At 52.5% G+C, this 26350-nt stretch carries 19 protein-coding genes; 7 read left to right on the plus strand and 12 right to left on the minus strand.

All coding sequences use genetic code 11. The annotated features are described in order from the left end of the window. Nucleotides 1-895: 895 nt before the first annotated feature. The 3 genes from EQW76_RS26490 to EQW76_RS26500 form a co-directional block, all read right to left on the minus strand. Complete coding sequence (locus EQW76_RS26490; protein WP_161991087.1) at nucleotides 896-2254, minus strand: HlyD family type I secretion periplasmic adaptor subunit; 1359 nt, start codon at nucleotides 2252-2254, stop codon at nucleotides 896-898. 10 nt (nucleotides 2255-2264) lie between these two features. Beyond that, the gene (locus tag EQW76_RS26495; protein WP_143123404.1) at nucleotides 2265-3986 is read right to left on the minus strand and encodes a type I secretion system permease/ATPase; all 1722 of its coding nucleotides are present in this window, start codon (nucleotides 3984-3986) and stop codon (nucleotides 2265-2267) included. 416 nt (nucleotides 3987-4402) lie between these two features. Beyond that, nucleotides 4403-5827, minus strand: coding sequence for an O-antigen ligase family protein (locus EQW76_RS26500; RefSeq protein WP_143123405.1), 1425 nt, complete (start codon nucleotides 5825-5827; stop codon nucleotides 4403-4405). A gap of 587 nt (nucleotides 5828-6414) precedes the next feature. Here EQW76_RS26500 and EQW76_RS29500 point away from each other — a divergent pair. The 3 genes from EQW76_RS29500 to EQW76_RS26510 all read left to right on the plus strand — a co-directional run bounded on the left by EQW76_RS29500 (nucleotide 6415) and on the right by EQW76_RS26510 (nucleotide 9969). Continuing rightward, nucleotides 6415-6825 carry a hypothetical protein gene (locus tag EQW76_RS29500; protein WP_203452804.1) on the plus strand — a complete coding sequence of 137 codons (411 nt, stop codon included), beginning with the start codon at nucleotides 6415-6417 and terminating at the stop codon, nucleotides 6823-6825. A gap of 65 nt (nucleotides 6826-6890) precedes the next feature. Further along, nucleotides 6891-9200 carry a polysaccharide biosynthesis tyrosine autokinase gene (locus tag EQW76_RS26505; RefSeq protein ID WP_143123406.1) on the plus strand — a complete coding sequence of 770 codons (2310 nt, stop codon included), beginning with the start codon at nucleotides 6891-6893 and terminating at the stop codon, nucleotides 9198-9200. A gap of 88 nt (nucleotides 9201-9288) precedes the next feature. Next, nucleotides 9289-9969 (plus strand): hypothetical protein, encoded by a 681-nt coding sequence (locus EQW76_RS26510; RefSeq protein WP_161991088.1) that lies wholly within the window; start codon nucleotides 9289-9291, stop codon nucleotides 9967-9969. A gap of 1057 nt (nucleotides 9970-11026) precedes the next feature. On the opposite strand, the gene EQW76_RS26515 is transcribed toward EQW76_RS26510, so the two are convergent. Together EQW76_RS26515 and EQW76_RS26520 are read right to left on the minus strand one after the other, a co-directional pair. After that, nucleotides 11027-11692: a sugar transferase gene (locus EQW76_RS26515; protein WP_244617031.1), complete on the minus strand. Its 666-nt coding sequence runs from the start codon at nucleotides 11690-11692 to the stop codon at nucleotides 11027-11029. Nucleotides 11693-12001: 309 nt separating this feature from the next. Then, nucleotides 12002-12259, minus strand: coding sequence for a hypothetical protein (locus tag EQW76_RS26520; protein ID WP_143123408.1), 258 nt, complete (start codon nucleotides 12257-12259; stop codon nucleotides 12002-12004). Between the two features lie 515 nt (nucleotides 12260-12774). Here EQW76_RS26520 and EQW76_RS26525 point away from each other — a divergent pair. Continuing rightward, entirely contained in the window at nucleotides 12775-13440 is a 666-nt protein-coding gene (locus EQW76_RS26525; protein ID WP_244617030.1) for a metallophosphoesterase, read from the plus strand. 451 nt (nucleotides 13441-13891) lie between these two features. Here the strand turns inward: EQW76_RS26525 and EQW76_RS26530 are convergent, their stop codons facing one another. The 5 genes from EQW76_RS26530 to EQW76_RS26550 all read right to left on the minus strand — a co-directional run bounded on the left by EQW76_RS26530 (nucleotide 13892) and on the right by EQW76_RS26550 (nucleotide 20188). Then, nucleotides 13892-14098: a KTSC domain-containing protein gene (locus EQW76_RS26530; RefSeq protein ID WP_143123409.1), complete on the minus strand. Its 207-nt coding sequence runs from the start codon at nucleotides 14096-14098 to the stop codon at nucleotides 13892-13894. A 615-nt stretch (nucleotides 14099-14713) separates the two neighbouring features. After that, complete coding sequence (locus EQW76_RS26535; RefSeq protein WP_143123410.1) at nucleotides 14714-16150, minus strand: hypothetical protein; 1437 nt, start codon at nucleotides 16148-16150, stop codon at nucleotides 14714-14716. A 62-nt stretch (nucleotides 16151-16212) separates the two neighbouring features. Beyond that, nucleotides 16213-17505: a hypothetical protein gene (locus tag EQW76_RS26540; protein ID WP_143123411.1), complete on the minus strand. Its 1293-nt coding sequence runs from the start codon at nucleotides 17503-17505 to the stop codon at nucleotides 16213-16215. Further along, nucleotides 17502-18686, minus strand: coding sequence for a cellulase family glycosylhydrolase (locus EQW76_RS26545; RefSeq protein WP_143123412.1), 1185 nt, complete (start codon nucleotides 18684-18686; stop codon nucleotides 17502-17504). The genes EQW76_RS26540 and EQW76_RS26545 overlap by 4 nt, the downstream gene beginning before the upstream one ends. Next, on the minus strand, nucleotides 18683-20188 hold the full coding sequence (locus EQW76_RS26550) for a GumC family protein (RefSeq protein WP_161991090.1): 1506 nt from the start codon (nucleotides 20186-20188) through the stop codon (nucleotides 18683-18685). Before EQW76_RS26550 ends, EQW76_RS26545 begins: the two co-directional genes overlap by 4 nt. 200 nt (nucleotides 20189-20388) lie before the next feature. Here EQW76_RS26550 and EQW76_RS26555 point away from each other — a divergent pair, with 200 nt between their 5' ends. Next, on the plus strand, nucleotides 20389-21132 hold the full coding sequence (locus EQW76_RS26555; RefSeq protein ID WP_161991091.1) for a WecB/TagA/CpsF family glycosyltransferase: 744 nt from the start codon (nucleotides 20389-20391) through the stop codon (nucleotides 21130-21132). After that, entirely contained in the window at nucleotides 21129-22118 is a 990-nt protein-coding gene (locus EQW76_RS26560) for a glycosyltransferase (RefSeq protein ID WP_143123415.1), read from the plus strand. Before EQW76_RS26555 ends, EQW76_RS26560 begins: the two co-directional genes overlap by 4 nt. Before the next feature lie 71 nt (nucleotides 22119-22189). On the opposite strand, the gene EQW76_RS26565 is transcribed toward EQW76_RS26560, so the two are convergent. Beyond that, on the minus strand, nucleotides 22190-24004 hold the full coding sequence (locus EQW76_RS26565) for an alpha/beta hydrolase (protein ID WP_161991093.1): 1815 nt from the start codon (nucleotides 24002-24004) through the stop codon (nucleotides 22190-22192). 1135 nt (nucleotides 24005-25139) lie between these two features. Here EQW76_RS26565 and EQW76_RS26570 point away from each other — a divergent pair. Then, nucleotides 25140-25394, plus strand: a complete 255-nt coding sequence (locus tag EQW76_RS26570; RefSeq protein ID WP_143123417.1) for an acyl carrier protein — start codon at nucleotides 25140-25142, stop codon at nucleotides 25392-25394. 404 nt (nucleotides 25395-25798) lie between these two features. Here the strand turns inward: EQW76_RS26570 and EQW76_RS26575 are convergent. Beyond that, nucleotides 25799-26350 (minus strand): plasmid pRiA4b ORF-3 family protein (locus EQW76_RS26575; protein WP_143123418.1); only part of this gene is annotated, 552 nt, incomplete at its 5' end.

The following is a 26350-nucleotide window of genomic DNA, read 5'->3' on the forward strand; positions in this document are numbered from 1 at the left end:
GAATCATGGAGGCCTATAGATTCAGAACTTGTAAAAATACGCAACTGTAATGCTAATGTTGCGAGTGTCGTCACCGCCTCTAACAAAGATGTATGTAGGCTCCAGTTGCCTGGTGCGAATGGCTTTAAGCGCCCCAGCGGGGCCACCGCGACTAGGGTTGTCCATACGTTAGCCCCCTGGGACCCACCATCAATCAGAACATGTAACGACGATCTGGCGCTTGCGACCTGTAGTCTCCCAGCCCGCACCGTGCCAGTGCAATCTGCCAAATTTCTCTAGTGCTGACGCTCAACATGTCGATCCTGTCAGCCGTCGACCACATCGATCCGAGCAGACGTTACGATCCACCGGCTGCATTTCACTATGCTGATGTGGCGCAAAAAGGCCTTCCCATTCTATCGCCAAGGCCTCACCAGACTCTCCGCTACTTATCGATACGGTTGGCATTGAGAAGGGCTGGGCTTGAGCGAAGGCCGTGGTTGACATCGGCGGGAAGCGCACATCATCCCTAGACCACAAAGGACTGAGTTCTCTGCTCTGCCAACGCCCGCCGACGCGGCCAAAGCCCTATCGATAGCTACTGGCATCAGGGCGGCTGCGCATCACACACTCCGCTGGCCCAGATGCCGCCGCTTTAACGCGAACGTGGGACAGGGCAGCGTCGGCTGTATCAAGCTTGGCTCGCATCGGTTAGATCCCACGACCGAAACCTTTCCCGCCTCCCCGACAAAACCGCATTCGCCCTATTTCTTCTTACCGCACGCGTTTCCGAAGCGGAAGGTTTCGACATTTTCGCACATTGTAGATTGCCTGTTTCGAACAGTCTGATGAAAATGACCGTCGCCATGCAAGGAGGTCGAGTTTCCCCTGGCACCCTTGAAATTGCACTCCGGTCTTATTGTTCACGCATGCTCTTGTGGAACGCGTCTGTCAGAGGTCTTACGATGTACTGGGCAAACGTCCGCTCGCCAGTCGAGATAATGACATCTGCAGGCATCCCGGGAAGCAACCGGCCGCGAATTTCCGGTGGCACATCTTTATCGTCGACCTCGATACGGGCTTCGTAATACGGTGCCTCGTTTGCCTGGGTCGGTTCGATAACGTCTTGGGAAAGAACGGTTACCTTCCCAAACACGGCTGGCGTCGTGCGGCTAGAGAAAGACGTGAAGCGAACCTCGGCTTTCAGGCCGATTTTGACATTGTCGATATCAATCGGCTTCACCTTCGCGGTGACAACTAGATTGTCGTCGAGCGGAATGATGTCCATTACCGGCTCGGCGGCCCGGATAACACCGCCCTTGGTGTGAACGCGAATGTTCTGCAGCATGCCGCGAACAGGCGCACGGATATTGGTGCGGTCAAGCACGTCTTTTGCCGCACCGGCCTTTTCAGTGGCCTCGCTCAATTGGTCACGAACGTCACGCAACTCACCGCCTGCACGCTCGACAAATTCCTGGCTGACTTGAACGATTTGCAGCTGGGTCTCGGAAATTGTCTGGCGGAGTTTTGCGATCTCGGTGTTGATCGATCCATGGTCGCCTTGCATGTTGAGTAGCGCACGCGTCGCTTGCGAGATTTGATTGATGGCGACGGCACCATTCTCCTGACCTTGGGTCAGGCGCTGGACCTCTGCCTGTAGGGATTTTATCTGCTGATCTACAGCTTCTCGCTGTTCAAGCTGACCAGCGACGGCTTCCTTGAGCTGATCAATACGCATTTTAAGAATACCAATCTGGCCGTCCATCGTTCGCTTGCGATCGGCAAAAATCGTCTTTTGTAGTGTGATTGCTGCCTCAATTGCTTGGCTATTTTGGTTAACAAGTTCGGGGGGAAGCGAAATTACGTCGGCGTTGGTGCTCTCTGCGACGAGCCGCGCCTCCTGCGCCCGCAGGAGTCCAGCGCGATCTCTCAGGTAAGTGTATGTGCCAAGTGCCTGCGTTGGGTCGAGCCGCAACACGATATCACCAGGCTCGACTATATCGCCTTCCTTAGCAACGATCTCCGAGACAATCCCGCCTTCAAGATGTTGAACTGTCTTCCGGTTCGATTCCACGGAAACGGTGCCATTGGCCACAACGCCGCTAGCAATTGGCGCCCAAGAAGCCCAGGTTCCAAAGGCTCCGAAACCGAGAATGATCGTCAGATATCCAGCCGCGATATAGGGAGTCGGAGAAAAGTCTCTGGCTTCATCTGGCTTCTTTGCCGGAGCAGAAAACGTCGTTTTGCCTTCGAGGTGTAGCGATGTAGCAGACACGGTCATCTCCTCAAGCAACGTTGCGGGTTTGTATTGCGCCACCCATCGCGGGCACACCCGTGTGGGTGGGCTTTGGCTGGAGAATGTCTTGGGTCGGGCCAAAAGAGCGCACGCGTCCGTCGGCAAGCAACAGGGTTTTTTCCGCGAGTGCGACAAGGCTCATCTTGTGGCTGATAAAGATCACAGCCTTCATTTTCGCTTTCAAATCCCCAATGACTTGGAAGAGTGCTTCCTCTCCCTCACCATCAAGATTGGCATTTGGTTCATCGAGAATGATGACTGCAGGATTGCCGAAAACGGCGCGGGCCAGTCCGATTCTCTGGCGCTGTCCGCCGGAGAGCGATCGTCCCCCTGCACCGATCTGCGTGTCATAGCCATCAGGCAGGTCCTGGATCATTTCGTGTACATGCGCCGCCTTTGCCGCCTTGATGATGTCCTCAGCCGATGCATTCACATGGAAACGCGATATATTCTCGGCGATCGTGCCAGCGAACAGTTCTACCGACTGTGGCAGATAGCCGAAATGATTGCCCAAGTCGTCCTTATTCCAATGCTGAAGCTCCGATCCATCCAGCCTGACCGTGCCGCCAACAGGAGGCCAGACACCCACCAAGGCCCGCACTAGGCTCGACTTGCCAGCACCACTGGCGCCGACGACAGCTACAGCCTGACCGGGCTGTACGTGAAAGCTGATCCCGTGCAGCAGCGGTGTCCGCGATCCCGGCACCACGACGGTCAGCTGATCGACCACCAACCTTCCATTCGGTGCCGGCAATTGTGTGCGCACCTGCTCTTCTGGAACATCATGAAACATTTGGGATAGCCGACGGTAGGCCTGGCGCGCGCCTACGAACTGCTTCCATTGTCCGACAACTTGATCGATCGGCTGAAGCGCGCGACCCATCAAGATTGAACACGCGATCATCGATCCGCCTGAGATCTGCCCTTCGATCGCCAGGTAAGCGCCAGCGCCGAGGATGATGGTCTGCAGTCCCATGCGGATGAACTTCGATATCGACTGTAGGGCGCCTCCCCTGTCACTGGCGATCGCCTGTTTGACCAGCATGCTGCGATGCATAGCGTACCAGCGGCCACGCAGGTTGGTCTCCATACCCAAAGCGCGGATAACCTCGACATTTTGCAACGTGGAATTGGCAAAGTGCTGCGCCGCCTGTGCGTAACCGCTGGCTTCGGTCAGCGTCCTCTTGGTCATAAACTCGTTGGCGATCGCTAGGGCGAAGATAAGCACGGCTCCGACCAGTGAGATCCAGCCGACCAGCGGATGGAAGAGAAAGCAAACGATCAAAAAGATTGGCATCCAAGGGACATCGCAAAGAGCAATCAGACCCGAGCCGGTGAAGAAGTCGCGAAGTCGATCCAAATCGGAGAGAGCGAACTCCGACCGGGTTTGCGGTTGCCTGAGGGTGCTGGTGACGACCCGGCCAAAAAGGCCCTTCGAGACCATGTCATCGAAGCACAAGCCAGCACGCACGAGAACACGCGATCGGAGCCATTCCAGCAGGCTGTAGATGAGCAGCAACAGCAGCGCGATGCCGGTAATCATCACCAATGTCATCTCGTTACGACTATGCAACACGCGATCGTAGACTTGCAGCATGTACAAGGGTGAAACGAACATCAGTGCGTTGATGGCTATACTGAAAACAACCGTGGATGAAATGATCTGACGGTAAGTTTTCAACGCGGCAACAAACGGATTATCGATTTTCATTGCGCTCTTTCAATATCGATGGCCACGCATCCGATATTTTGCATCTGGTGTTTCCATTTACAGATGCAGAATTGCCCTTCCCACTGAATAAATCCTAAACATCGCATTTTTGATTATAGGGATGATTAATATAAATCTAAAAATAACCTTGAGGCGCGAACTCATCGTGATTCAACTTCGTGATTTCGGTGATAAGTAATGCCGACGATCTATTTCCGCGCCCAAATTTCCCCAAGTATTCACGCACTAATTCGACTTTTCAGAAAACTAAGCTTTCTGAAACAGCTTATACCGCGCGGCGGCTGACCCGGTTCCGAGGGGCAGGTGACAAAATCACAGCCAACGAAGGAACAGGCAGATCGGCCAAATAACAAACCCAACGGCTAAGTTCTCGCAAAGCTTCCCCAGGCCACCCTTCAACTCCTACCATGAGCCGATCTGCCGAGAGAGACCGTAGAGGTTGCAGCCATTATTGCCCCGAAATAGGCCGCCATACCCGGTATTTGCAGGGAAAAGTCGGCAAGGCCATGTAGGCTTACCAGCACAAAGCTTGCCAGGCCCAGCGCAGAATAGGAGCGCATCCTCCGTCTGTTTCTCATGCCTAAAACCTGTGCAACCACAAGTGCCAGTATTCCGACGCCGAGTATAACGACGAATGCTATGCCGAGGCCGATAAAGCCGTCGAGATAAAAATTATGCGCGCGTTCCCAAATAAACGTAATGCCACATTGGGGGTCGCGATAGGGCGGAAAAGCATATCTAAACGAGCCAAAGCCGTTCCCCAGTAGAGGCTCCGTCTTTGCAAGTTCGAGGATGCCAGGCAGCACGCAGTAGCGGCTATCCTCCCTGCCCAACGTTTCGGCCCGCAAGAGCACCCTTCCCCCGAGAATGCCCACCGCCAATAATACGAGCCCGCAAGCCAAGGTTGCTTTCAACAGAGTCTTGCGCCGAGATGGTACGCCGGAGAAACTTTCGGTCCGCCTCGTCCGCTGCAAGGAAAGAACGCATACAAGAAAAAGAAATGCGACGACCGTGCTACCGATCGCTCCACGCGACTTCGTCAGACACAACGCAACCGAAGAACATGCAAGGAAAAATGAGATCAGCAGAAGAAACGATAATCCTGCAATCTTAACAGGCCGGTTCGACAACACGTACTGGACCAGTGCCGCCAGTGAAATTTCTCTCGAAAGAGACCAGACGTAGCGTGCGAGCGTGAGGCACACTAGGCCTAGAAAGGTGCCTGCGGTATTTCGGTTGACGAAAGTCGCCGTCAGGCTGTCTGGGTAGGCCGTTTTCGGAAAAAACAGATTAGTCTCAGGAAAGAAGATGAATTGGACCAGGCCATAGACCGCCAATATGCCTCCGCCAATAGCGAGAATGGCCGTAAACCTGCGCGCGTCGCTGTCGGAGCGAATGACCATGAGCCCCGTCAAGAACGTCAGTATTGGGACGGCCAAAAACGAAAGTGCGGCGATCGAATCCGCAGGTTGAATTGAAATTGACCCATTTTGAGGAAGGGAAGCAGTTTGGAGGCCGAGCCAAATTGGGTTCACGACGCCGTCGTCTAGGCCAGACAGCGTCTGGATCTCGACCCAGCCCGAGGTGGCTACCGCCAGGATTAGAGCTGTGGCAAACAGCCACCTTGTCTTCACCGGTGGTCCGAGAACGATCCCGGCGACCACTGCCGCAAAGCAAGCAAGCATCGTCGCAGCGCTCAGCGGAATTGGATTGACCGCACCGAACGGCACAATCGCCGACAGCAAAGACAAGAAGTATAGGAATTGCACGAAGATTTGAAGTTTAAGATTTTGAGGAGCAACAATTATATTCTCAGTCATCGGCCAGGTTATCCGGAGTGCACGGGCGGTACTGTATTACACGAAAATATGCGTGAGCGTACAACAGTTACATTCGAAAGCTGAAATAATAATTACGCGCACTTCAGATGAATAAATGGGGTCAGAAACGCGCGCCGCTTATTCTTGAGGTTTTTTGTTGTTTTGCTCACGCTGCAGCACTTTTTATAGAACGATCTTAACCATCAATGTGAAAATGCCCGTATTTAATGACATCTAGGGGTGCAGCAATATTAAAGGTGCTTGCACGCCACATTGCGAGAGTGTAGCGATTAACGCTATAGTAATCATTGTTAGCAGGGGGTTAATCCGTGGGCCTTGAAATAAAGTATTTCGTTAGCACAAGCCTCACGTTAGCTGTCCTTGTGTTCGGCTTGTCGGGTGGTTCAGCGTTGGCCCAGGCCGCTCCGGTAGCATGTTTCCTGGCTCCCGCTAAGGTTGCTGACGGCGACATTGCATCTTTCTTGGCCAAACCAAACACCCTATTGTCGGACTTTCCATCCGCAGGATTGCCTATGAGCTCGAAGGTCCGCGGACTAACAGGTTCTAGCGCGGCCGCGTTAGACCCTATGATCGCACTGGTCAAAGAGGCGAACGCACCTCAGAAATCCGCAATCGGTTCTGGGCTGGCTCGTGCCGTAAGGTCCTGCCAGACAGCCACCCCCGACTACGCATTGCTCATCCAGCAAAAGGTCGCAGCCGCGAATGACGCCGATTTAACCACAGCATTTGTGGCGGGGATGGACGACGTTCAGACCGCTTCGCTTGGCACGTCAAGCGCAGGTAATAGCACAGCATCCGGCATCACTAGCAGCGGAGTGCCAGGAGGATCGTCTGGCCGAGCGTCGCTCGGCGACACGGCGATCAAGACTATCGCCACCGTATTCAACCCTAGACAAAGCAGCACCTTCACCGTCGGCAGTTTTGCACGTTTTGCGAGAGTAGCAGCAGAGCAAGATCCAACAAGTCCAGTAAACTGAAACCGGCACGATATCTTGTGCCGGTTGGCTAAAATTGATGGGTCGCAGGTCAACGCGCCCCACGCATGAAGAAATTTGAGGATTCCAATTTGCTATCGCCCGACAAAATCGACTCTCTTCGTCACGACTGGAATGAGGATGAAAGTCCTCTGCAAACCGTCGACGTTGAAAAGCTTCTCGCCATCGCCCGGCGTCAGTGGAGGATTGTCGCTATTTCCGTGGTTGTTGCGGTACTCTTGGGTATAGCTTATGCAGTAACGGCAGTTCCATTGTATACGGCAACGTCGAGCTTGCTGATTGATCGTGGAAACGACAGTCTGGTGAACAGACTATCGCAGGAGGACAGCACGCCTGCCGCAGACGATGAAGCATCAATCCTCAGCCAGGTAGAAGTGCTCAAATCAGATACGATTGGCCTCTCAGTTGTCGATCAGCTGAAGCTGGGCGAAAATCCAGTGTTCATGGCGTCAGGATCCTCTCTGATCGGCAGGGTGCGCGGCGCAATTACCGCGGCGCTGAACTCGACAAGATGGTTCGTGAGCGCCAATGTCGATGGTGATCTCGCGGAGAAGAACAGACGCGAAGCATTGAGACGTGTTCAGGACGGGATGGATATTTCGCGTGTAGGACGGACCTACGTTTTGAATATTAGCTTTACATCCCCTTCCGCCGACCTCTCCGCAAGCATCGCGAATGCGATACCCGACGCCTACATCACTGACAAGCTGGATTCGAAGTATGACTCGACGCGGCGTGCCAGCGACTGGTTGCAGGCACGCATCGACGAGCTGAAGCAGAAGTCTTTGGAAACTGACGGCGCGGTTCAGAAGTTTCGCGCCGACAACGGGCTGCTATCCACCGGTGGAACTCTAATAAGCGATCAGCAGCTGTCTGAACTGAACAGCGCACTCATCGTTGCACATTCCGACACTTCCAAAGCGAAGGCTCGTTACGATCGGATCGCACAAATTGTCAAGAACGGTCAGTCAAACGCGGTTGTGACGGACATTCTTGACAGTGCGGTTTCCAACGATCTTCGGCAGAAATATCTGACGGCTTCAAAGCTGGAAGCCGACATCTCCAACCGTCTGGGCCCAAATCACGTCCGCGCGGTTCAGCTTCGGGGCGAGATGCAGGAATATGAACGACTAATGTTCGAAGAGCTATCCAGATACCAGGAGAGCTACAAGAGCGAGTACGATGTCGCCCAAGCCCGGGAGAAGGATCTCGCAGAGAATGTTGCAAAGGCGAAAGGCGAGAGTGCTGTCGCGGGGCAAACCGGCGTGCAGCTTCGGGAACTGGAGCGCGCCGCTGACTCTTACAAGAATTTATACCAGACCTTCCTGCAGCGTTACCAGGAAGCGGTTCAGCAGCAATCCTTCCCTATTACTGAAGCACGAGTGATTACTCGGCCCGTCAAGCCGGACAAGCCAAAATATCCTCGCAAACCCCTAGTGATAGCATTGTTTGGCGTCTTGGGGGCGGCGTTCGGTTCGGCTGTCGGCGGTTTTAGAGAAATGAGAGATCGTTTCTTCCGCACGGGAGAACAGGTCAGAGACGGGCTGCATTTGGAGTTTCTTGGTCTGGCTCCGCTGATAAAGGTCGGAGATATCAAGCCGACAGGCTTGGAGGAAGGTCATCCGCGAGGCATCCGCCGCGCAAACAACATATCGAATTATGTGGTAGAACATCCGATGTCCGCCTTTGCAGAGACGCTGCGGAGCGCCAAGATTGCCGTCGACTTGGCCAAGAAGGGGCCGGGGGCAAAAGTGATCGGAGTCGCCTCTACTCTGCCGACGGAAGGCAAATCGACGATCTCGATGAACTTCGCCGAGCTCCTGGCTATGCAGGGTGCGCGCACGCTTCTAATTGACTGTGACCTTCGTAACCCTGGCACGACGCTTTCGCTAGCGCGGCATGCTGAGGCTGGTCTCGTCGAGGTGCTGACGGAGGGGCGGCCGATGAAAGAATTGCTACTGCTAAACGACAAGACACGATTGGCGTTTTTGCCCGCGGTCGTTAAACGTCGAATACCGCATTCGTCGCAGCTTTTGTCTTCGTCGGCCATGAACGAATTGTTGGATAGTGTCAGAACAAGCTTTGATTATATAATTCTCGACCTACCGCCGCTCGCTCCAGTGGTGGACGCAAGAGCAATCGCTGCGCAGGTCGACGCATTTCTTTTCGTCGTAGAATGGGGCAAAACAACGCGTAAAGTCGTTCGCTCCACTTTGCGAACCAATCTGGAGATTGTCGACAAATGCATCGGAGTTATTCTCAATAAAGTCGATAACGAAAAGATGAAATTGTATCGGGCTTATGGCTCCAGCGAGTATTATCACTCAAGGTACACAAGCTACTATCGTGAGGACTAAGGTCGGCAAGTGGCGTTCACGGTTTAGTCCCCTCAACTCGCTATTCCTCGGTCTCGCACTGTTTTTTCTTTGGATAGCTATTGATGAATTGAAAACCACTGTCCGATTTTCCGACATCTTTTATCTGAACGCAACATTAACACAGGAAGATTCGGCCAACGGTGTCGCCATCGGCAGATTTGCAGCAGAGGCAGAAGCCGTAATTACGAATGGCGAGTGTCGAGCAGACGTTGTCAGCGGAGGAATGACGTTTGTGCTTCGGGATCTCGATATGCAAGATGTCGTGGACCATTACGATGCCTGGGCGGCTTCGATGGCAAGGGCTGATCGTTACATCACCCATGCCCTCTCCTGCAACCCGGGCGACGGCGACCTTTGGGCTCGTCTCGCCATGATACGTCAGGCGTCGAGCGAAAATGCCGATCAAGTTTTCTCCCTTATGAACCGATCAGCAGTTTTGGCACCTTCAGAAATGTATGTCATACGCGCGCGTTTCTTTGTCTGGAGGAAAGCGACCGTAGCGACGTTGGATCGCTCTGCGGATATCTTGAAGCATGACATCAACACAGTTTTGAACTATGGCGATCCGAATGATATTGTCGATGTATTGGCATATGCCGGAGACAATCTGAGACCCCATATACTTGAGGCTGCAAAATTAATCCCGGCTGCAAGAATGGCTGCTTTACGGGCAGAGCATATCGACCCGCTACGCTCTGCTATATATTGCGGCGACTGCCGTGGAGATAGAGAGCGCGAATTGAAGTAATGCACTTTCCATTATCGAATAGGTCCGTGAACGCGTCGAAAACCAGCATTATCGAATCTTTGATCCAATTGCGCGGAGAGTAGCGAGTATCGCGGCTGATTTTTCGGCAGTGTTGGTTTGGATGAAGATCTGCATGTAATGGCGATATCGCCTATCTCAAAATGTCTTTCAGAAAAGATGCGACTGCAAGCCGATAACCAGGTCAAAAGCCAAAATATTTCGGAAATCCACGATCACATGCGCTCCGTAAATAAAACGGACTGCCTGGTCGCCAAATGGCGGAAGCGGTTGTCGCTTGTTAAGTTGTGAACGGTCCAAGATACCCGCACTCAACGATCCTGCCCTGAGAAGAGGACGCCGTCATTGTCCTATTCCGTCGGCATACGCTACTGCCGCTCAACGGCTTTCGTTACACGCTCCAAATGACGATCCCTCACCTGACACGGCCGTCTTTACATCGTTGCCTTCAACGTCGTGGAAATTCAGGCCTACCCCACGGTGGGGAACCATAGAAGACGGACAAGAGCTGCCCAATCGATGTTTTACATCGTTATATTGCCGAGGTGCACACGGCAGAAGATCGACTTTATCTCCTCGTAGCCGTTACCCTGACGACGAGATTCGCGTTTGTCGAATTGGTTGAGAAAGCAAACCGACGTGTTGCAAGGAACTTCCTACATGGTCTCGCCATAGAGGTAACATACAAGGTCCACATCGTTCTAACCGATAGTGTGAGCCCCTCAGCGGCGCGATCGGTGATGGCTGCACGCCTGAAGATATCAACGCCAAGCGACGGGATCATCTTTCATTAGGCTGCCAGCCACTTTAGTTGGCCGCGACACCACGGAGCAAAAACCATCAGGTATCGGGACTGCCAACGCTTCCATTGCAACAACCACGAGCGGCTATGTCACCATCTCATGGACGACAAGGCCTACAACTTAGGATGACGACTGATAACGGCGGCCTCACACGCTACGAATTCATGTGAAATCTGAACAGCCGCGCCGCAGATGGCCACGATCAATCCAATCTATCATCCCGGGGCACGAAACGTCTAAAAGCCCTTACCACCTCGAAGTTCCGAAGCAATCGTCCCCAGCATGATCTGGACGTCGAGCAAAATTGAAAAGTTTTCGACATAGTAGATATCTGCGGAAATTCTGGCGCGAGCCTTAGCAGGCCGATCGGTCGGTCCGCGCAACCCGCGCATTTGGGCAAGACCCGTCAGACCAGGGCGTATCGAATGCCGCTCATGGTAGCGCGGAACGAGTTCTTCGTACCGCATTCCGCCTGCTAACATTCCGATCGCGTGACAGCGCGGCCCCACAAGCGACATATCACCTCGAAATACGTTCACAAGCTGTGGCAGCTCATCCAGATTGGTCTTGCGAATGAAAGCACCGACGCGTGTGATCCTCGGGTCCCCTTTTACAGTTTGGGAGATTCCGCTTGCGTCGCCCATTTCAGAACGCATCGAGCGGAATTTAAGTACCCGTATCTTTGTATCATGACGGCCCCACCTAAGCTGTGTGAATATAGGTGAGCCTTTACTTTCCAGCCGAATAGCGAGCATGATGACAACAAGCAACGGTGCCAACACCACCAGTGCAGCTCCGGATAGAAGAACGTCCATCATCCGCTTAACAAGAAACTGCAAGCGCACGCCAAAGACTTCGCGCAAACCCTGAGCGCCTTGCGATTCAAGATTCTCTGATCCCATAACACCAATCAGGCCTTCAGAGAAGGTATTTTGCATCCTAGAATCTCTTATCATCGACAAAACTGTAACCTCATAATAAACCGCGCGCTTAAGTCAGCCATACCCCACTTAAACAATTCAGTCACTACCTAAGTACACCTTTAGTTAACTATCGCTCCGTATTTTTTTGATACATCTTTTCCGCTAGTAACTTAAATATTTCATCCGTTGCGGCAGTTGACCTGCACTCCTCGACATCGCTATGCCAAAAAAGGCGTGTGAATACCTGTCGGCACGTCGCTGCACTCTAATATTGCTCAATTGGTGCGTTCACTTCACAAACATCCTGCCGCAGGATGCATTGGAGTATTTGCGGTAGGTCACTGGGATATCGCATTCGGTTGCTCGCCGATTGCGTCGGTCGATGCGGGCTTTGCCAAGAATCAACTGTTGCTGCTCAGCGGCGACAGGTTCGAGCATCGCCCTAGACAGTTGCCGGCCGACGGATGGAATTTCTCCGACGTCAATTCCGGTGCTAGACTGCGCGACATTGCTGGCCTTTGAAATTGACCCGAAACTGCCAGGCATCGGCTATATCCGGGATCAGGACTGACACAAACTGTTGCGTAATTTCACGTAGCTCCCTACGAGTAGACCGGAAGGATTCGAACCGCAGCAATGTCCTTCGGAACGAGTTTCTCGCTCCCAGAAAGTCAACTCTTTCGATCGCCCAATGGGATTGACGACGAAATAATTGAGATAGACCCGGACATCTGCTAGCTGCACCGGTCGCCCTCTCTTTCGGCCTATCGACGGGTTAACCAGTTCGGAAGAGCGATGGCACAACATCGCGGGAATCGATCATTGAGAGAAGCTTTGGCTAAGCTTGGGCAAGTGATTGCACCGATCGCATTTTATTGTATAGGGGCGGACTATCAGTTGACGTGTATTGAGAGCCTGGTGTCGTTGGACTTTCCGACGTGATGTTTTTATTTCGTCGACTGCTAGAAAGATCTGCGAGTAAGGAGAACCGACGCCCGCGGATGAGATTAGATCCGCTCCGGTTTTCGGCAATTTACGCGATCGGCGACGTGCATGGTTGCATGGGCCTTCTCAGAAAAGCCTACGACCGAATTCTCCAGGATGACCCACCGTCTCCCGGCAAAAAGCTTGTCGTGTTCCTTGGCGACTATGTGGACCGGGGAGAGGATTCGAAAGCCGTTCTGGAGTTTCTGACCAGGCCATGTACCGAGGGCGTGGAGCATGTCTGCCTCTGCGGCAACCACGACGCAGAGTTTCTCCGCTTCCTCCTCAATCCGAAAGCCACTATGAGCTGGCTTGAGTTCGGTGGAGTTGAAACGCTCGCATCCTACGGAATTGACGCCGATCACATTCTGAAGAGCGGTGGCGGGCTTCCAGTACTGGATCGCGTGGTCAAACAAGCCGTACCGGCCCACCATATGAGTCTTCTGGCATCCTTGCCTACAATGCTCGAAGTTGGTCGACTCGTGTTCGTTCATGCCGGCATACGACCGGGAGTTCCGCTGGTCGAACAAACGGATCATGACCTTCTCTGGATCCGCGAACCTTTCTTAACCTCCGGCCCAAAACTCCCTGTGTTTGTCTTTCACGGCCACACGGTCCAACCGGAACCCACTTTTGGGCCGCGCCGGGTAGCTGTAGACACGGGGGCTTACGCCACAGGCCGTCTTACTGTTTTGAGGATTTCTGAAGGTAAAGTTAGAGTACTTCACCAATCACAGCAGTAGACCTCATCGAAATAGCAAAAAATATGACCCAATAAATGTCCCAAGCTTATATGGCAAGGAGCCTGTCACGGATCGCACGAGACGGTATATTTTAACGCAAATCCAACGAACCCCATTCTCGTCGTTATAGCAGCAAGGCTGGCACTCTGTGAATTTGCAAAGCGAATGTCTCTGGAAAGACAGGCCTCACGAGGTAAGAACGAAAACCCAAGACTGCCCTGAAAACTGGAGGGCTGCTGGGCCTTAAGTCATCTTAGGGAGCTCCACCCCGGCTTCTTCGCCAATATCATCGAAAGGCGGCCCAGCCAGCGCACTACCGCACGGTCTCAAATTCGCCGTAGAGATATTCAGAGATTGTATTTCCCGGTTTAACAGAAGTATTCAAACGCTCGTCTCAGAGTAGGACAAATGTATCCCGACCGGCCACGCTTTCGTCTTGATTCTAATCGGCTCATAAGTCCGCGCGTTGGTACTGCCTTTTAATCAGCTTTACATAATAGGAACCCGGAGACACCGTTGCCTGGAGGTCATCTACAACATACTCCGGAACATCGACAAACTCGCCACGGCGACCGTTGTTAAGGAACACAGTCAACTGTTTGGATTTCGGGTCATAGTTTACAGAATGAAGCAGCTTCGAGTTCAGACGGACTTCCATTGCAGTTCTCCTAGAATCACCAACGTATGGTATGCTGCAGTGCAAAAAAAAGTCAACGGTGTCATCGCCCGGCTGTTCTCCCGCGTTCCTTAAATGGCCAGGCAATTTTGCCACTTCTTTATTGTCACTGCTATCCCGAGAGTTGATGCGCCTTCATATCAGCTTGTTCACACAACCGAAATCGCGACCCGCTGAGCGACGAGGATACTCGCCAGAGCTTGTACATGAATAGGCGAAACGGGTAAGGATTACATTCGTCAGACTTGGCAACGACGCTGTCATTACACTTTCAGGCATCATCATCAAGACGCCTTCAAAAGGCGGCGCCGCCTAGTCTTGTTGAACCAGGCGTTCCAAACGTTCGAGTGCCACACACTGCTTTCGCTTGGGCAGGTCCACGTTGCCACCCGCCCTATCCAATCACATCACTCACGCAGCCCCTTCCATGGCAGACTACGCTTTATCAAGATTATCTCAACTTCGCCCGACGCTATGAGCGCAAGCACGTCGTTTTAGCCCAACGGCTGGGTCGAGCGGGCCCATTAGAGCAATCAACATTCAAGCTATGACATTTATGATAAATAGCCGCAAATCAAGGGTACGGCGCGGTGTGTGTCATATCGCGTCCCTCATTTTCGAGCCGAGTCCCACGCCAACGAGTAGCATGCAACTACCTAGGGCCAGAGGAGCGAAATAAGCTTCTTCCTGAAAAGCCGCATTGGCAGTAATCACCCAAAGGGCGACGAAGCCAAACAAGTAAATCTCCAGACGAGTCTCCAGATACGTTCTCCAGCACCAAAGCCCAAGCGCAAGCACGGCGCCAATCACGAAAAAAGCACCAAAGCCTACCTGGTATAACATAACTCCGATCGTGCTCTCGACCGGAACGCTTGTGGCTCCGGTTGCCTGCGCCAGCTGCCAATCTACCGCTGAGCCCTGAACTGAGACCACACCACCGCTTCCAAGACCATGCCCAATCGGATTTGCGACAAACTCACGAAGTCCAGACATAAGGCCCAAAACATGATAGTCTTGCGACCTGATACCAAGTACTGTTGTAAGAGCGACATAAATTACGAGCAGGCCTGCGAATGGTATCAGCAAGGACTTCGGTCGAATAATTCGAACGACCAGTTGCGCTACAACGAACAGAGCAAAGAGCACCAGAGCTCCTTTTGATCCAGCAAACAACATAACTGGGACTGCGAACACAGGGACCCAACGGATGCGATTGGCGAGCAACCAGGCATTTAGGATCGACAGCGCATATCCGAAACTGATCGGATGAAAATTGGGACCACTGAGACGGAATACTCTGATCGCGTCTTGCCCTGCACCAGTGATATTAAATAAGGGCACAGTCATAAAGTCTTCAATTCCACGCAAGACATAGCCCGTCTCGTCGAGCTGCTTGGCGTAAAGGCCGCTCATGATGTCGTCCTGCATTCTCAGTGAGATGTAGGTGTCGCCGTTGAACAGTGAAAGAAATTTAAGCTGAAATATCAGTTCACAGTATCCGTATATGACAATGAGAAAAGTGCAGACGACTACCGTTGGCAAAAGCGCGAGCCTGAAGCGGAAGCTGCAAACGATAGCAACATAGAGACATGCGATCGGCGTTATAAAGTTGCGCAGATAGATTACTGCATCCTTCCCATTGCCGACGGCTAGTCCGACCACGAAATACGCGACGATGACGGCAACTACCAACCACGTTGCGTTCAGAATGCGATGAACTTCCGTCGTATAGTCGCGTGGCTGCGCCAAGACGGATATGACGCAGTAGCCAAAGGCCGTCATGATGATGATGAAGTTCAGAGCTCGCATCATGTCGAACTGTGCGGTATCTTCGATGTAACCTGCGGTGAACGCAACAAATGTATTCTGAAAGAGGAGCGAAAATATAATGATGGCGGGTAGAGAACGGGGCGTGAAATAAGCAGCAAGCAGTGTGGCGCACATGGACACGGAAAATGCCAAGATGATGTTGACCATCATCATCATGACGCCCAGGGCAACGATTGAAGCGGCAACCACGAGATCCAGGAGCACGCGCTGTGTGCTTGCACGCAGATCAAGCGACGAAGCAGACCGCGAATCGGAACATGAAGTACTCACAGGGCTGCCTTTTTCCAAGACGGCGCGGTCATCTTAGTGCTGTAGCTGTGATAAAGACTGGCAAGCGCGGCAGCGTAGGCCAGTCCGACGGAGATAACTGCAGCATCAGCGGTAAATCTGCCAAAAGCCAGCGCGATCGCGACTGCAAATATCATAACGAACATAGCCAGAAGATTGGCTCTCGCCACAGCACGACTGTCTCTTGCAATAGACAACGCAGCTTCCAGAGGCGATGCGACTATCATTGGAATGGCGGCCAACGCCCAAAGCCTTGCGGCAGATGCTGCAGCCGTGCCGTTGTCACCGTAAAAGATCTTCAGAAAGACTGCAGGCCATAGCAAAATAGCAAGGGTCGGAACGATACATAGCAACAGCAAAGTCAGTTGCATGATCTTGACGTGATGAGGCAAGACGCCCGTGCCGTGCTCGTCGCATTGCCTTGCCATACGCGAGCGTTCCGTATCAACGACCGCATGCAATATTAGAGTGATTGGACGAACAAGCGTCCGCGCGAATGAGAATACCGCAACCGATGAAGGCCCTGATACTACACCTAGGAGTAATTGAGCACCGCTGGTCGCAACCAGCAGAGCAAGACTTGCTGTCATGTACTCCAGCATAGATCTCCTATGCCGCGTAAGAGATGCAAAATTTTCCCACGAAAAGTTAGCCCGGGTGAGGAGCCATATTGTCAGCGCGAGGGATGAGACACCATATCCCGTGCTAATCACAATTGCTCCGGCAGTTGCATTCAGAGCCCAAACAAAATGGATAAGCAACAGTCCCGAAAGCGTCACGGTCGCGACGCTCGCCGCATTGACAAGAGCTAATCCGGGGCGGCCCATCAAGTAAAGTGCTTGACGCAGGAAGAGGAAAAGAGAGCCGCAAAAAGCCATTGGCGCAGCCAAAGTCGTAGCGACGCCTATGTCTCTGCTAAACGGCAAGATGCCAAAGCCTAAAACAAAAAGAAAGATTGAACAAAGCCCAGTAAAGCTCACGTTAAGCACTATGAAGCTTCCGAACGTTTGACGATCGAGTTCAGGGCGCGGGCAACCAGCGGTCAGAGGCAGAATAACAACTGCCCGCTGCAGGGCTTCAATGAGCATCCATAAGACGAGACCGATGGCGACAATACCCGTCTCGTGAATTCCGATCTCCCGTGACATAATGGCCATAGATGCCAAGCTGGTCGCAGCGACGATACTTTGCTCTAAAACGCCCACCAGCCAGTGCCGGTTCGCGTTGAACTTCTGGAAAACGTATCCTTGTAGCGCCCATTGCTTGGTCATCGGCGACCGCCCGTCAGCGCTTTGACAATTTGCATATCGATACTTTTTGCATCGCGACGATCACTCATGAAGCCAAACGCCTGATCCATGTCCCAGTGTGTCCAGCCGAAATCGTTGGCTTCCGCAACGGAGCGAACGGTCTGCAGCCATAAAGCGCGATCATTTGGAGGCGCCGACCAACGCAGCACTCCGAATTCGTTTATGATAACCGGCCATCCGGTTTTGCGTGACCATTCTTTAAGTTTGGAAAATTCGTCAATAATACGCGAGGGATCCCAAGTCACAGAGGTCTCGCGATCAATCATCGCGACAACATCAGCCTGTCCTTCTCTCTCCATGGCGGATCGCAGCTCATCTATGGACGACATGCCTTTTGTCGAGGGAAAGGGAAAATTTCGGATCTTACTCAATCCATCATTTGTCCAGGTTTCGCCTTGATGAGTGAAGATCATGGGGTAGTAGAAGTGAACAGCGGCAATGGCATTCTGGTCATCGGGCCCGGTGTCACCGACAGTTTCTTCGATTGTCTGATAGTTCGCAGCGGACCAAATCAACGTATGTCTGCTAAGTTTGCTGCGGATAGCATCAATGAGTTTCTGCCGTAGTTCCGGCCATTGAGAAGCCGGGAGTTGTGGCTCGTTTAGAACCTCTATAAGGGTCGACTCTGGGTTGGACATAGCAGCGAGAGGCAACAACTCACGCCAGGCCGACTCCACAAGTTTACCTCCGGAGCGATAGTCACTCTTGAGGATATCAGAGATGGTGCCGCTTGGATGCATATCGATCATGATGCGCAAACCGGAGGCCTCGATAACAGCAAAAGCCGTTTCCAACCCGCGCAGAAACGCCGCCCGATCTGCCCCGGAATTCAGCAATTGACCGGGGTCGACTGGCAGGCGGACAGCCTCAAATCCCAATTTTTTAAGCGCTGCCAAAACATTTGCAGACGGTAGTCTAGCCTGATCAGCACTCGTGTCAGCGACACCTGGGAGATTGAAGCCGCGTTTAAAGTGAGTGAGACGATTGACGCTGACAGCACTACGAGCGGTTCCTATGGATCCCGGAGCAAGGGCAGCGGCCGTCAGCCCACCCAGCATTTGCCGACGCGATATGTTAACCGATGCGCTGGGTGGAGCGGACTGTGGTGATGACGGGTCAAACCGGCCAGAAACCATGTTCATAGCGGCCTGTCGCCAAGCGCTCGGCGGTTGCCGGCGCTTCGTTGAGCGCCGCTATCTGGGTTTGGTAGATAATCGAGCAGGCTCGGACGCGGCGGTTCGGCAGTTTGCTGTCGAGACGGCTTTATCTCGACTTTTACGGGCGCCTGCCTCGGTCGGCCTTGCAACAAGGCTAGAGTAATACCGATCGCCAAGCCAATAAATCCAGCGACGCCTAAAATTGCTGGGATTTTCGGCCACGAAGCCGCGGTTGGAGGTACGGCGGCGCTTAGAATTTCCGCATCCGCGCGCGCGGTGGTCTGTTGTTCGCCCGTCTCACGGGAACGCTGCAGGTACTCTTCCAACACTTTGCGACGCGCATCAGCTTCCCGCTGCAGGGCTCTGATCGTAACCTCCGATTGCCGTGTTCGATTCATTTCCTTTGTCAAGGCATCAACTTTGGCGTTAAGCGTGGCAACGTTTCGGTTCGCGACATCAGACTCCAATTTTGCAGAGCCAACGGCACGCTGCACTTCCGCCTGCATCTGGCGCCGAAGGCCGTCGAGCTCCATTCGTAACCCTTGAAGGGTGGGATGACGCTCACCCAAAGTACTTTCCATACGGTCGAGTTCGGACGATTTCGCATTGTAGAGCGTTCGAAGCTGCGACCCAGTTACAGAATCGACAGCTGTGAAGTCTGCGTTTCGACTTGCGCTCTTGAGCTGCTGAAAGCGCGCCTCCGCAGCCGCTGCAACAGAGGTCGCGGCCGATAGCTGCTGACTTGCTTGAACCAGCTCTGACTCAGAAAGCGCCGGACCGTCGTTTACGTTGACATAACCTTGTGAAACTTTGAAATCTTCAACTGCACGTTCGGCGGAATCAACGCCGGACCGCAATTCCCCCAGGCGACCCTCAAGATCGGAAGTCACTTCTTTGGCATTGCTCTTTTTTTTAGAAATCTGTTTCGCGATATATTGATTGGCCACAGCGTTTGCCAGCAAGGCCGATTTTTCTGCATTTTTAGATTTAAAGTCGACTGTCAGAATATATGTGAGCCCACGGCGGCTCACCGTCAATCCTTTGATGAACGCGTTGTATGCCACCTCCTCGCTGGTTGGCTTGGTAGTGCCAGACGATATCAATTTGGATATAAGGCCCCGATCGGAAAACTCCCCATCTTGTGCCAGCTTGAGGTCACGAAACAATGGCAGTAGCAACTGACGCGATCCGATGACTTCAACCTGACTTTCCACCGTAGCTGCATCCATACCCGCCCCGCCAACCACAGGATTGGAGGGGTCTGTCGTGGATTGCCTCGGGTTAATTAACAGAACCGTCTCAGCGACGTATGTCGCTGGAGTGAGACCGATATATGCTATTCCGCCAAGAAGGCACAACCCAAAGGCGGCGCCAACCGTAAGGCGCCGCAACCAGATAAGATCGAGCAATTGCCGGAGATCCAGCAAACCCCCATCGGGATCTGATGACTGCTCTTTGCGCCGAACAGGAGCTGCCTCGTCGTTCAACTCAATCCCTCACCCTTGCGGAAAATAACGTACGTGGCTTGCTATAGGCATTGCTTGATTGTTGACATGGGAACTCTGAAATAGCGTTAATAGCTAAAGTCTTTTCTATTAGGGTTAATGCGTCTTTAATAGTGCAACATCTCCAGACTTTTGCTAAAAAGTCAGCAATGTGGAGCCATAGCAACAGGTAAATGTGTACTATGAGTAAGACGGTCGTCGCTGGCATCCCGACCAGCACATTGGGACGGCCAAGCTTGGCACACATGGTTTTTGCCGAGCCCTCCGAGAGGGACGGACCGCGCATCCCCCGGCTGCTATTCGATATCAACGGGCATGCCATCGCGCTCTATTACTCGGACAGAAATTACCGTGCAGCGCTTGATAAGGCCGACGTTGTGCATGCAGACGGTCAATCAATTGTGTTCGCCTCTCGCCTTCTCTGCTCCCTGCCGATTGAGGAGCGAACGGCCACTACGGATATTATTCACGATTTTGCTGCTGAGGCGGTTAGAACCAATCGGTCTTTCTTCCTACTTGGTTCGGATGAAGAGACCAATGCTGGCTGTGCGGCCAAGCTTCAGGAACTTTATCCCCGACTGAAGGTCGCGGGGCGCCGGAATGGATATTTCGGGCCCCAGGATGAAGACGCTATTTTCGACACGATAGAAGCGAGCGGTGCAGATATCGTATGGGTTGGTCTTGGGAAGCCGCTCGAGCAGATCTTTGCTGCGCGCGCACGCGCGCGGTTGACTTGTAGCTGGATCATCACCTGTGGTGGCTGCTTTAATTTCATTACCGACGAGTATAAACGTGCTCCCAAATGGGTTCAAAATTTCGGTCTCGAATGGCTACATCGTCTGATCAAGAGACCGCATAAGCTGTTTTGGCGCTACGTCGTCACGAATCCGATTGCGACTTACTGGATTTTGAAAGCTTCCCGATGATTGATCCGCAACTTCAAAATGATTTGTCGCAGGCGCCTTTTTTCTCAATCGTTATTCCTGTTTACAATAGATCAAAAATAATAGCGCCTACCCTTAAGTCTGTATTGGATCAGGACTATCAGGATTACGAATGCATTATAATAGATGATGGCTCTGCCGATTCCGACGATCTTGTTTCAGTGATCAACGGCTTCGCGGATGCGCGCCTCAAGTATTATCGTCAGGAAAATGGTGGGGCCAGCGTTGCACGAAATACAGGCGTAAATTACGCAAGTGGACAGTACATCGCGTTTTTAGACTCTGATGATAGATTTCTATCCCAGAAGCTCAAGCGCGTGGCAGAGGTTCTCGAAATTCACCCTGAATTCGCGGTGTATTCTCGAAGTTATGTTGATCGTGGCGTTGGTCGATACTGGCTGCGTCCTGACCGCGCTATTGGCGAACAGGAGGACATGGGGGAGTATTTATTTGTCCACAATCAGTTCGTCTTCACATCTACCCTCGTTCTGAAACGCTCTCTCGCTTTGGCATTTCCATTTGACGTCGATTTGCGCCAGGTGGAAGATCCCGACCTCTGTTATCGCCTCTCCTTAGCTGGGGTGAAATTCCACATGATCGACGACCCTCTGACGGTATGGTCAGATATCACAGGCCAAGGCCGCCTATCTCAGGAGGTGAACTCGCAATCACCCTTCATTTGGCTTGAAAAAATGCGGGGCACCCTGTCGAAGCGTGTTGAAAGGGGTTATCGCGCAACAATATTGGCGAACTATCTGGCACCGCATAGACCATTTCTGGCAGCATACGATATCTTGGTCGGAGTTCTTCTTTCTGGCGTGCCCTTTGGAGTAGGGGCGCGGCAGGCAATGAGAAGCTTCCTTCCCCAGAAATTCTATCGACGCCTAGTCAATCACTATGTGCGCGCGCGCGGGCGCAATCGTGATAATAACTCTCCCGCTAGCGATCCCACCCGGCTACCAAATTAGCGCGCTCAAACAAAAGAGACGAGTTCTCGCAGCTACACTGGATCGATCAATTTGGCGCGTCCATTGAACGTTCAACCAGCCTCGCGTACGAGCCGCTCGATCTCACTTTGAAAAACAGCGCGAGCCCGGGGTGTCAAAAGGTTGTGGTCTGCGTCCTTTACGATTTGGAACTTGACAGCGGGATATAGCCGCAGCCGTTCGGAATCCACGTCGAAATGTTGGTAGAAATAGTTCAGGCCTATATCTCCGTCACTAAAAATAAACGACAAACGAGCGCCGCGGTCGCAAACCTTTTTCATATCTCTATGTATAACTTTATGCGCATTGGACAACATCGATAGTTTTTCCAATATTGGGCGGAGGATCCCCAAGCATCGCATCTTCAACAGTCCTAGGATGTTCAGGACGCCTCGCTTCAGATTGACCCTCCCCGTCAAAATCTTTTTCCAGCTCTTGATACTGAAAGCTTTGTATTTATAAGCGTTAAGCGGCTTTGGAACAAATAAAAGCAAGTCCTCCAAAGACTGACGGGGATCCCAGCGTAAAACGTGGGCGTTGGCAATCACGGCGCCGGCAAGTTGCTCATTTCTAAGGAGCGATCGAAACGCTGTGTATCCACCGCTGCAGCGCCCAGCTAAAATAATGCGTCCGAGCTCTAGTGTCTCCATAAATGCAACGGCGGCGTCTACATCGTCGAGCTGGGTTTCGGAATAGATCACCTGTTCTGGAGCGCCTGGCAGAGCGGGACTGTCGCCGACATTCGCTGCGTCGTACCGAAATGATGCAATCCCGACCGCAGCCAAATCTCGGGCCAGCGCTGTCATGCTCCGACCCCAGCCAGCAGCCCTTTCGTAGGACGTGTTCAGGAGGAGGACGCTCACCTTCTGTCTTTGACCGTTGCCCGGCTCACATACAATACCGAAAAGACGGTTATTGTCTCCAAAGCGCACCGGTTTCTCCCTAAAAAGGACCCCATTGAGCGGTGTAAGGACGGCTTCTCGCGGCTGGCTTACTACTTCGTTCGTGAACGTTTTCTCAATCGACTCGACCCACTTGACGAGCTTTTCCATAACCACCAACGGGGGCTTTGAAAGGGTAAGGTTATTCAGCATCTCATCAAACCCCTCATAAGGGTGCGCCTCGACGTCTTTGCCTTTTTCAAACAAATGCTGATTGAATTTAAACTGGGCTGGGCGATCATACCTGGCCGCAAGAAAATAATGCTGAACGGGCGGCACAGGACTACGGTTCAAATCGACGCCTTTTATACTTGCAAAAAGTGTCGGCGCAACCGCCTCGCCACCAAGCATCGGCAAATCGCTCGTAGCTGCAGCCTTACCCTCGGTCATCCTCGACAAGACCAAGACCTCACGTGCGTAGGCGTGCCCAGATATAACCGGCGCTAATAATGCGACGCCAGCGATCCCCGGCATCCGCAACGACGTCTTGTACGCCAAGGCCGCTCCGAGCCCTTGACCAACAATAATTATGTGACGGACACCGGACAACTTTCTAAGCAGTTCACACGCTTCACAGGCGCGATCCACCCACAGCTCCAGGTCGTTGGTTTCGGCATTTTTGTCCAGTGCGTCGCCTGTACCAGGATAATCGAAGCGAAAGCTTGGGATGCCCTTTAATGAAAACTGTTCAGCCAACATCCGCCACATTTTCCGCATGGCTATTTCCTCGAAGCCCCAAGGCGAGAGGAATAATACGGCGACTTTCCGGGTGGATGGACCAAGCGGCGCCTGAAACATCCCGATTGTATCTGCAAAAATAACGGGCCTTGCTGCCTGGACAACGTGCGAAATTGGATGCTGTGACCCGGCCGAAAGCCCCACGGCGTAATGGTCGCAGCCAGTGTTCATTATCTTTTCGCCGCTCAAGAATTTAGTTTCAACTATCATAGCAATTCAACACAACCGTTTTGCTTTAAAAACGCTTTGACCAGCAAATTCACCTCATTCATTTCAGGTGCGGGTTACCAGCACTTGCGGATTATATGAAGCGATTTGGTCCCCAAGCGAAACTTCTTTAAAATTGCGTATCCGGTTTGCATTATCCGCTCGTCTATATCCAAGCTTCTTCAGAAAACGTCAGTATTAACGGATGCCACAAAAATATTTATTTTGATTTAAAAAGCAAAATCAATATTGCTTTTATGAAAATATGAAAGACGGCTCTGCCATGTGTTCACTTCGGGCCTCCTAGCCGCATTTGAAAAGAACTCAATAAGGCATAGTACCTAGCGAGGCGCCCGGTAAGAATGTGGATAAATAGCGATCAAGATTCAGAAGCCAGCCGCGGCGGTGGAATTTTCAGAGCTTCTTGTCAGCCTTCCGCATCTTCCCGCCCATGCTAAGGTGCGCTAGGCAACCCGTCGGCGTGGAAATAGCTCGGAGCCATTAACCTGTCGGAGCGCTTGGCGATTTCCGGCGTCCATTTGCTTGTCATCTAAACTGCTTTTTCAAATTTGCGTTAGCGACCCTAGGAAAAGATGTGATGCAACCACAGCCAGCGGTGGCTCATAGAGTGCAGAAAATTGGTAACGCCATCAGGGTCTTGAATGGCGGGGGCGTGAACGAACAGACCCCCCGATCAAGACCAGCGTATCAGCAACGATATGCCGCCAGAAACATGCGGTGCAATCAATTTCCATTACTGATCTGTAGGTTACTCGGACAACGTGACGTCTTGCGGGCATAAATTCTGCGGGTTGCTTTCAGTTGAGGGCACCGTGTTCTCAATCGAATGTTCGCAAATCGGAAGCGATCACAACTGAATAAATTAGACGCTACTTTTTGCAGTTCTCCTCGACCTGCAGAGGCAAGGCGATTGTTTCACATGGCGATTTGCCGCTAATATTGCCCCGCAATTTAGCCGCCCTACATAATTTCGGGAGATTTTAAATGTGGACGTCAGGCACCGATTTGATTTGACTCCCTCGCGCTAACTCAAGGCTGACGACCGCGCAAAACACAGGACTGGCGAATACAACCTATGAATTCGGGAGATGATTGGATGAAAGAAACAATTCGTGGCCTGCTCGAGAGGCACGGCAGTCTTCCAGTGCCGGTCGATACCATTGCCGACGACGCTGATCTTTATGCAGCAGGCCTTTCTTCTTTCGCATCTGTGCAGGTGATGCTCGGTCTCGAGGAGGCATTTGACGTGGAATTTCCAGACAATCTTTTGAACCGCAACTCTTTTGCGAGCATCAGTACTATCATCAGCACACTACATAGCATTCTTGGCGTGAGAGATCTTAAGGACTGAGCGTGGCGGTGGGCGCAGCGAAGTCCGCCCAAGGCTGCCGCTGCTAGATGTGAGGACGCAGCGATCGCTAACAAGCTGGTCACTCGTTGTGGCGACGTCAAATGTTATGTCGGTTTGGTATCGTTGTATGACGATCGACGGAAAAATAATTTCTGCTTAGACTCTGTGTTTCAATCACTCCGTTGGAAACCGCTTTTCCGTCGAGTCGCTATCCCAAAAGTGTCTAGACTTTATTCGCGGAGTTGAGCGGTCTTGACCGGACACCAACCGATAAGATTTGCGACCATGCGAACCATTTAAGATAGCCTCGCGACAGCGCCCGGATGACGGCGCCACATTTCCGCTGGCCTGAGTTTCGTATCCATAACTGGCTACGCAGTAAGCATTCGCCGAGGACCGCAGGTTCAGCTTTTCTTTCGCGATCGGCGTTTCCACTTTGCAGCTAAAGCCTCGACGTTTTTGCGGAGATTGCCGGCGTCGACATCGCCAGGATCGTAGTGCGCATCGCCCCACCATTCCACAAGTTCGTGGTGACGCTCATGGTTGGTGTCCGCAATGGCCTCGCGGAACTCTTCATAACCCCACGGACCGCCGACATCCTCCGGTGGACATCGTCCGACAACGTCAAGCAGGAAGGGATCGCCGAAGCCGGCGGTCGCCGGTAAAACCTTTTCGATTTTCACGGTGTGCGTCCAGCCGTCGCCGAAGTCATAGAGATACTTGAATGATTTCGCGCCGATATCTTCGATGGCAGCAAGAAGCGTTTCTTTGCGTGCATCGATGGGACCATCAAAGCCGCCATCAGGCACGCCGAACCCGATGTCACGGATCCTGAACTCATACAGATGGCTGTTGGTCCAGCCGAAAGCCTCTTGAAGAACCTCATGAAGCCGGTCAAGCCGAATGCGGAATGGGACGACAACGCGCCGCATCACCAAGGGATCAACGTCATCGAG

The organism is Rhizobium sp. rho-13.1 (assembly GCF_007000305.1).
Taxonomy (GTDB): Bacteria; Pseudomonadota; Alphaproteobacteria; order Rhizobiales; family Rhizobiaceae; genus Rhizobium; species Rhizobium rhododendri.

Excerpts from the sequence above, each read along its gene's own strand:
- EQW76_RS26540 (WP_143123411.1), bottom strand. The coding sequence starts at position 17,505 with ATGACCAAGCAATGGGCGCTACAAGGATACGTTTTCCAGAAGTTCAAC.
- EQW76_RS26560 (WP_143123415.1), top strand. The coding sequence starts at position 21,129 with ATGATTGATCCGCAACTTCAAAATGATTTGTCGCAGGCGCCTTTTTTC.
- EQW76_RS26545 (WP_143123412.1), bottom strand. The coding sequence starts at position 18,686 with ATGAACATGGTTTCTGGCCGGTTTGACCCGTCATCACCACAGTCCGCT.
- EQW76_RS26520 (WP_143123408.1), bottom strand. The coding sequence starts at position 12,259 with ATGCCTGGCAGTTTCGGGTCAATTTCAAAGGCCAGCAATGTCGCGCAG.
- EQW76_RS26505 (WP_143123406.1), top strand. The coding sequence starts at position 6,891 with ATGAAGAAATTTGAGGATTCCAATTTGCTATCGCCCGACAAAATCGAC.
- EQW76_RS26530 (WP_143123409.1), bottom strand. The coding sequence starts at position 14,098 with ATGGAAGTCCGTCTGAACTCGAAGCTGCTTCATTCTGTAAACTATGAC.
- EQW76_RS26500 (WP_143123405.1), bottom strand. The coding sequence starts at position 5,827 with ATGACTGAGAATATAATTGTTGCTCCTCAAAATCTTAAACTTCAAATC.
- EQW76_RS26570 (WP_143123417.1), top strand. The coding sequence starts at position 25,140 with ATGAAAGAAACAATTCGTGGCCTGCTCGAGAGGCACGGCAGTCTTCCA.
- EQW76_RS26555 (WP_161991091.1), top strand. The coding sequence starts at position 20,389 with ATGAGTAAGACGGTCGTCGCTGGCATCCCGACCAGCACATTGGGACGG.
- EQW76_RS26515 (WP_244617031.1), bottom strand. The coding sequence starts at position 11,692 with ATGGGATCAGAGAATCTTGAATCGCAAGGCGCTCAGGGTTTGCGCGAA.
- EQW76_RS29500 (WP_203452804.1), top strand. The coding sequence starts at position 6,415 with ATGATCGCACTGGTCAAAGAGGCGAACGCACCTCAGAAATCCGCAATC.
- EQW76_RS26525 (WP_244617030.1), top strand. The coding sequence starts at position 12,775 with ATGGGCCTTCTCAGAAAAGCCTACGACCGAATTCTCCAGGATGACCCA.
- EQW76_RS26495 (WP_143123404.1), bottom strand. The coding sequence starts at position 3,986 with ATGAAAATCGATAATCCGTTTGTTGCCGCGTTGAAAACTTACCGTCAG.